We start from the raw sequence: 6,106 nt of genomic DNA, 5'->3' as shown, positions 1-6,106 counted from the left end.
CGAGTAGTCCTTCATCGCCATCGGCGGTCTTCTCGCTTCCTCCGGATCAAGCAGATCCAGTATCAGCGTGTCCACCACTCAGGGGGAGGCTCCGGCGTCATCAAACGCCTTCCGCACGGTGAGTTCGTCGAGGTGCATGAACCGCTCACCCAGGAACAGTTGCACATCCTCACGGCGCACGAGCAGGACAAACCTCTCACTGTCGCCCAGGCGGGAAGCCTGAACGGCACGCCCACCCGGGTCCAACGGCTGCGGGCCAAGCTCAGCCGGAGCTTCTACGGGGACGAAGCCCAGATACCCAAACCCACGGTGCAGGAATATAAGGAGATCACCAGCAGTCACCGGAGCTGACATGCGGACCGCCGGCTCATGTGCAGGGAACCGATCCCCAGCCAGGAACTCACGGCGCAGGGTGCTCCGTGGCCAAGAGGGCTGGCACGCTGTGGTTGTGACTCGCACGCCGCGAGCATCACCGGCAGAAGGGCTTCGCGGCCACGAGGCGGCACGCAGAGGGCACACCCATGACCACTTCGACCTCGCCCTCCTTGCCTCGGCAGCGGAATGGACCAGGAGAAGCGCCTGGTGCCAAGACGACCACCACCGTCTGGCTATGTACGTGAGTACGGGGCTCTGGCACAGATCTTGGGGAGCGGTCGCAGAGCGTCACCGGGGCAACCGCATGGGTTGGGTCATCCCGTGGGCGGTCTGCCGGGACAGTCGAAATTTCCGGGCACTCTCGCGAGCCGTGCTGGCATCGTATGAATCATGGCAGCGATAGACGACACATCCGAACCCGACAGCCCTGTCCGCAGCGCTTATCCGCCCCTGGTGGAGGCAGCGTGGCTGTATCAGGCGGATCATGTGTGTCCGGAAGACCTGCCGATGACCGCTGCCCAGGCACTCGCAATGGGAATGGATACGCCGACCCTGTGTGAGCTCGCCGGTCTGCCGCGTCATGCGGACCCCCGGGACATCCGTGACACATTTGAGCAGGCTCTTGAAGAATTGGGGATCATTCTGCCCGATCACCACGTGGCCCGGCGATACGCACTGCGCAGGCTGGCCGCGCGATTCAGCGCCGGGGAGGTGGATCTTGCCGAGTTGGCATCGGAGGAGTGGTCGGAGATGGAGGTCGAGACCGCCGAGGAGCAGGCATTCGTGGCGCTACTCCCGCCATGCGCGTGCTGCATCGCGTACACGCTGGGGCTCGACGAGGCGGCATGGAAAGTGCAACTGCAGATCGCGGCCGGTGCCTTGGTCTCGCATCCCAGTGTCGGGCCGCGCTTCTGACGAGTGGGGTCAGAAGGCGTTTCTGGCGAAACATCTGGGGTAGCGATCGCGGAGAGTCACTGAAGCAGGATCATCTTGCGGAGTAGTTCGAATCCGGCTCGGCCGTAGAGCTGCCGCTTGATCTTCTTGATGCGGTTGACGGCGCCCTCGATGCTGCCGGAGTTCCAGTCGAGAGTGAGCCCGGCTGTCACGGCGTCGAGGTCTCGGAGCAGGTGGAGTGCGAAGCCTCCGTGAGACCGGGTAGCTGGCTGGCGTCGACGGCGTCGATCCAGGTGGGGAGCGTGGAGCGGAGGCGGTCGGTGAGCATCTCGCCGAAGTCGCGGACATGTTCGCCGGCCTTGTCCAGCTCGGGGCAGCGCGCCAGGACCTCCTTCAGGCTGGCCCGGTCTTCCTCGGTCAGGGTCGCGGGGTGCCGGGTGATCCAGCCGGTCACCTGCCGCACCGTCGGCGGCCGGGGCGGCGCCCCGGATGGAGCCCGCGCAAAGTGGCGATGTGCGCGCGGACCATGCCGTAGGTGACAGGAGCTTGCTCGGCTATCAGCTCGCTGTGCAGTCGGGTGACGCTGGTGCATCCCTCGGCGAATCGCCGTTCCAAGTAGGGCTTGTAGGGGTCCAGTTTGCTGGGCCGGGGCTGGTCACACACCTGCCTATACGTCTACTTCGGGTGCGTCAGACCCCTGCTGGAGAGCTGGGCGGCCACTCGCGGGCACTTGCGTGAGATAACCGTCCCCGACGTCACCACCACCCTGGCTCCGTTGCGCGGATGGCAGCGGCGCAACGCCATCGCCGGACTGCGCTCGCTGTTCCGCTTCGCCAAGAAGCGCGGCCTGATCTTCGCCAATCCCACTACCCGGCTCAAGACCGAAGAGATCGAGCGCAACCTTCTGCCGATGACCGACGCCGAGGTCCTCGCCGTCCAACGGATCGCCGTCACCCCGGCGCAATGGCTGATCGTCGCCCTGGCCGCCGTCCACGCCGCCCGCGCCACGGCCATCCGACACCTCACCCTGGACGACCTCGACCTGCCCAACCGCCGCATCTCCATCGCCGGACACGCTCAACGTCTCGGCGAACTACCCCACCAGACCCTGCTGGCCTGGCTCAACGAACGTCGCACCATCTGGCCGAAGACCCCCAACCAGCACGTGCTCATCAACGCGAAGACCGCCCTGGGGACCGGGCCCGTCAGTGCCGAATACCTCAAACGGCACCTCCTGCACCAGGGCGTCTACCTCGAACGCATCCGCGGCGACCGGGTACTGCACGAAGCGCTGACCGTCGGCGCCGACCCGCTGCATCTCGCCCTGGTCTTCAACATGTCCCACACCGCCGCGAGCCGCTACGCGGCCATCGCCCAGAACCTGCTCGACGACCAGATTGAGCAGACCGCCGAGTGACCCTGCCCCGAGGGTGCTCAGACGCCGTGAGACTAATCCAAGGGCTCAGCAGCCTTGGTCAGCGGTCCGCCCACGTCACCCGTATTGAGGACCCCTGCCGACTCCAGCAGCAGAATGGCAGTCTCCTCGTCCGCCACGGGGGCAGTGTTCGGTGCCCCGGGGAACTACGAACAGCTCGCCCGGTTCGAGCACGACGTCGCCATTCCTGAGCTGGATGGTGAGCCGACCGCTGATGACGAGGAACAGTTCGTCGGTGTCCTCATGGGTGTGCCAGACGAACTCGCCCTTCACTTTGGCGAGCTTGGCCTCGTAGTCGTTCAGATCGGCGATCTTCTTCTGTGTCCAGAGCTCATCGAACTGCGAGAGCTTGTGGGCGAGGTTGACGGATACATTGGGTTCGGTCATGCGATCAGCGTGCTGCCGCTGGTCGCCCCTGGTCTTGTACGTTCCTGGCATGACTGGCAACCAGCCCCGAACGCGGATCAGCGCCTGGAGACCATCGGTCGCAGGGATCGCCGAGGTCTTCCACGCCCTCTTCGCCGATCACGCCTACCCGGTCCATACCCACGACACCTGGGACTTGATGATCCTCGACGACGGATCCGTCGACTTCGCCGTCGATCGGCGTCGGCACGATCATTTTGCTGCCGCCCGGCGTCCCCCACGACGGGAAGACGGTCAACCCGTCGGGATTCCGCAAGCGCGTGCTCTACCTCGACACTCGTGTCCTTCCAGAACGATTGACAGGGGCTGCGGTCGACCGTCCGGTCCACGGAGATGGGCTGCTGCACCATCGCATCCACCAGTTGCACGGAGTCCTCGCCCACCCCGGAGACCAGTTCGAGGCAGAGTCCAGGCTGGCCCTCGTCCGCGAGCAACTGCTCTTCCATCTCAATGCCTCGCAGGTCAGGACACCAGGACATGAGGCCGGGCGAATAGCTGCCGCTCTGCGCGAGCTGCTGGACTCACGCATACACGCTGGGATGTCCCTCAACGAGGCGGCCACGATCCTGCACGCCCACCCCACCCACCTGATCCGCTGCTTCAAACAGACATACGGACTGCCGCCGCACACCTACCTCACTGGCAGACGCATCGACCGGGCACGCCGACTCCTGCTCGCCGGCCAACGGCCGGCCGACGTTGCCACGGCGGTCGGCTTCTACGACCAGGCACACCTAAACCGGCACTTCACCCGCCACCTGAGCGTCACGCCCGCGCGCTACGCCGCCTTGCACAATCGCGGGGCATCGCCGGAACCCGCGGCGCCTTCGGCAGACAGGCCCGAAAGTGCGGTGGGTTCCCGGTGAAAGCGACTCAGTCCCGCCGAACTCGCGGCCGATACCCCGTTAAGACCTACACAGCCAACCGTCAGCTCCTGATCAACGCGCCTCCACCGACAGCGAAGGAAAAGAGGACCTGCGTCAGTGCGCTGTCAGGGATCGGGCGTGGGTGACCGAGTGTCCGGTGGAGGCAACGGCGGCCTACGGCGGCGACATGGGCCCCCGGCGCAGCATGGTCTACAGTCCGCGCCGGTTCGCTACGGGGCCAGAGTGATGGTTGTCGGGGTTCCCTGCCACGCCATCCTTGCGTAGGGGCACAACGAGTCGGCTGTCTCGAGCAGGGGAGCCGCAATCTCGCGGTCGATGCCAGGCCACTTCACCACCAGATCAACTTGGAGCAGGAAGCCACCGTCTGCCGGATCCCGACCGAAGGCGACGGTTGCTTCCACGGAGATCGGGGAGGGGTCGAGTTCCTCTTGCCGGGCCACCAGGCTCAGGGCTCCGTGGTAACAGGCTGCGAAGCCGGCCGCGAACAACTGCTCAGGGTTTGTGCCCTGACCGTCCCCTCCAAGTTCGGCCGGCATGCGCAGATCGAGGTCTAAGGCTCCGTCCGACGAACGTGCCTTGCCCGAGGCCCGACCGTGTGAGACCACGCCGCCGTGGACAGTCACGGTCGTGGTGTAAATGGGAGAGAAGGACGCTCCGGCGTAGTCCTTCTCGACGGACAGGTCGGGCAATTGGATCCGCTCGGTCACGGCATGACTCCGGCATCGTCGCGGTAGGCGCACCGGGAATCCTAGTGCACGCACACGGTGGGAAAGCAAGCGAAAGAGGTGGTGCCTCCCGGTGGAGTGCGCCCTCGGCGAGCCAGGGTATGCGCCCAGCCGCGGGCACGGACCGCCGTGCCGCTCATGACCATCGTCACGTTGTCTTTTCCTCACGCTTCGTCGGATCCCGGGCAACTCGTAGACCGATGAGTAACGACCGATGAGTAACGATGCTTGTGACACCCGCCCAGTGATGATCGCCCGACCACGCGGAAGCGATCAATGGTTCAGCGACGCCACGTAGGAAGACAGCTTGGCCGGGTTCATCACCCACATGATCCTGTCGATGCCTTCCACCGACACGTCTACGGACAGCAGGGCCACGGCTACTCCGCCGGAAGAGATGAGGACGGCCGGCCGACTGTTGGCCTCGACCCACCGGACCTCCGACTGGGGCCAGAACCGTGGCGCGAACGCAACCAGGTACTTGGAAACGTGCACGCGTCCGAAAACTGGAATCTTCGAGGCGCCACGACTGCCTCCACCATCGGAGTAGCTGACGACGTCTGCGGTAAGCACATCCTCGAGCACTGCGAGATCGCCTGTCTGTGCAGCGGTGAGAAACACTCGCAGCAGACGGCGGTGCTCGCTCGGACTCACGCGTTCCCGGCGCTCAGCGGCCAGGTGCTTGCGCGCACGGCTTACCAGCTGACGGGCGTTGGCCTCACTAATCTCCAAGATCCCCGCGATCTGCGGATAGGGGTAGCCGAAGGCCTCCCGCAAGACGTACGCGCCCCGCTCCACCGGGTTCAGCTTCTCCAGGAGGAACAGCACCGCCAGTTCGAGCGCCTCACCGCGTTCCGCGCCCAGCTGAGGGTCCTGAACGGTGTCGACCGGCTCGGGAAGCCACGGTCCGACGTAGGACTCCCGCCGTACCCTCGCGGACTGAGCGAGGTTGATGGCCAGACGTGTGGTGATCGTGGTGAGGAAGGCCGTCGGCTCCACCACCTTCGTGCGGTCCGTGTTCTGCCACCGCAACCACGTCTCTTGAAGAATGTCCTCCGCCTCCACTGTGCTGCCAAGCAGGCGGTAGGCGATACCGAAGAGCTGCGGACGTGCCGCGAGGAAGTGTTGTGTCGCCTGTTCGAGGGAGTTGGCGTCGGCCTCGGCGTGCATGGGTGTCCCTTCGGCTGCAACGCCACCATGTTACAAGTTGCAGAAGCCGAGTGTGCCCGCGGCCGGGCGCACGCTGCCGTGATCTGCCCGGCTGGGTCGCCTAGGTGTTCTGTCCCGGGAGGTTGTGGATGCGTGAGGCAGGTCTCGGCTGAGGGATCTTGAACAGGTGAGGGCCTTCCGGTTCGGTGTGGATT

Annotated in this window: 8 protein-coding genes and 2 pseudogenes; 4 read left to right on the top strand and 6 right to left on the bottom strand. The window is 65.3% G+C overall.

Annotated elements, in window-relative coordinates; translation table 11 throughout:
* A pseudogene (locus ACIBTS_RS49015) lies at nt 1–351 on the top strand (hypothetical protein); the annotation flags it as partial.
* A gap of 414 nt (nt 352–765) precedes the next feature.
* A complete protein-coding gene (locus ACIBTS_RS49010) occupies nt 766–1,290 on the top strand; it encodes a hypothetical protein (protein ID WP_399328448.1) in 525 nt (174 codons plus the stop codon).
* 56 nt (nt 1,291–1,346) lie between these two features.
* On the opposite strand, the gene ACIBTS_RS49005 is transcribed toward ACIBTS_RS49010, so the two are convergent.
* Genes ACIBTS_RS49005 through ACIBTS_RS48995 form a run of 3 tightly spaced genes read right to left on the bottom strand, consistent with a single transcriptional unit; the run spans nt 1,347 to nt 1,932 of the window.
* A complete protein-coding gene (locus tag ACIBTS_RS49005) occupies nt 1,347–1,481 on the bottom strand; it encodes a hypothetical protein (protein WP_393462685.1) in 135 nt (44 codons plus the stop codon).
* Complete coding sequence (locus ACIBTS_RS49000) at nt 1,478–1,723, bottom strand: hypothetical protein (protein ID WP_399328446.1); 246 nt, start codon at nt 1,721–1,723, stop codon at nt 1,478–1,480. Before ACIBTS_RS49000 ends, ACIBTS_RS49005 begins: the two co-directional genes overlap by 4 nt.
* Entirely contained in the window at nt 1,720–1,932 is a 213-nt protein-coding gene (locus ACIBTS_RS48995) for a hypothetical protein (RefSeq protein WP_399328444.1), read from the bottom strand. Before ACIBTS_RS48995 ends, ACIBTS_RS49000 begins: the two co-directional genes overlap by 4 nt.
* A 67-nt stretch (nt 1,933–1,999) precedes the next feature.
* Between ACIBTS_RS48995 and ACIBTS_RS48990 the strand changes: the two genes are divergently transcribed.
* A complete protein-coding gene (locus ACIBTS_RS48990; protein ID WP_399328442.1) occupies nt 2,000–2,686 on the top strand; it encodes a hypothetical protein in 687 nt (228 codons plus the stop codon).
* A 75-nt stretch (nt 2,687–2,761) separates the two neighbouring features.
* Here the strand turns inward: ACIBTS_RS48990 and ACIBTS_RS48985 are convergent, their stop codons facing one another.
* Nucleotides 2,762–3,091, bottom strand: a complete 330-nt coding sequence (locus ACIBTS_RS48985) for a cupin domain-containing protein (RefSeq protein WP_399328440.1) — start codon at nt 3,089–3,091, stop codon at nt 2,762–2,764.
* Between the two features lie 49 nt (nt 3,092–3,140).
* Here ACIBTS_RS48985 and ACIBTS_RS48980 point away from each other — a divergent pair.
* A pseudogene (locus ACIBTS_RS48980) lies at nt 3,141–3,996 on the top strand (helix-turn-helix domain-containing protein).
* 230 nt (nt 3,997–4,226) lie between these two features.
* Here ACIBTS_RS48980 and ACIBTS_RS48975 read toward each other — a convergent pair.
* Both ACIBTS_RS48975 and ACIBTS_RS48970 read right to left on the bottom strand, forming a co-directional pair.
* Nucleotides 4,227–4,724, bottom strand: coding sequence for an Ohr family peroxiredoxin (locus ACIBTS_RS48975; RefSeq protein ID WP_399328438.1), 498 nt, complete (start codon nt 4,722–4,724; stop codon nt 4,227–4,229).
* Between the two features lie 291 nt (nt 4,725–5,015).
* Entirely contained in the window at nt 5,016–5,912 is an 897-nt protein-coding gene (locus ACIBTS_RS48970; protein ID WP_399328436.1) for an RNA polymerase sigma-70 factor, read from the bottom strand.
* Nucleotides 5,913–6,106: the final 194 nt, after the last annotated feature.

The organism is Streptomyces sp. NPDC050121 (genome assembly GCF_044460385.1).
GTDB classification, from domain to species: domain Bacteria; phylum Actinomycetota; class Actinomycetes; order Streptomycetales; family Streptomycetaceae; genus Streptomyces; species Streptomyces soliscabiei.
Note: the sequence above shows the minus strand (reverse complement) of the source record. Positions and strands in the feature narration are given on the sequence as shown.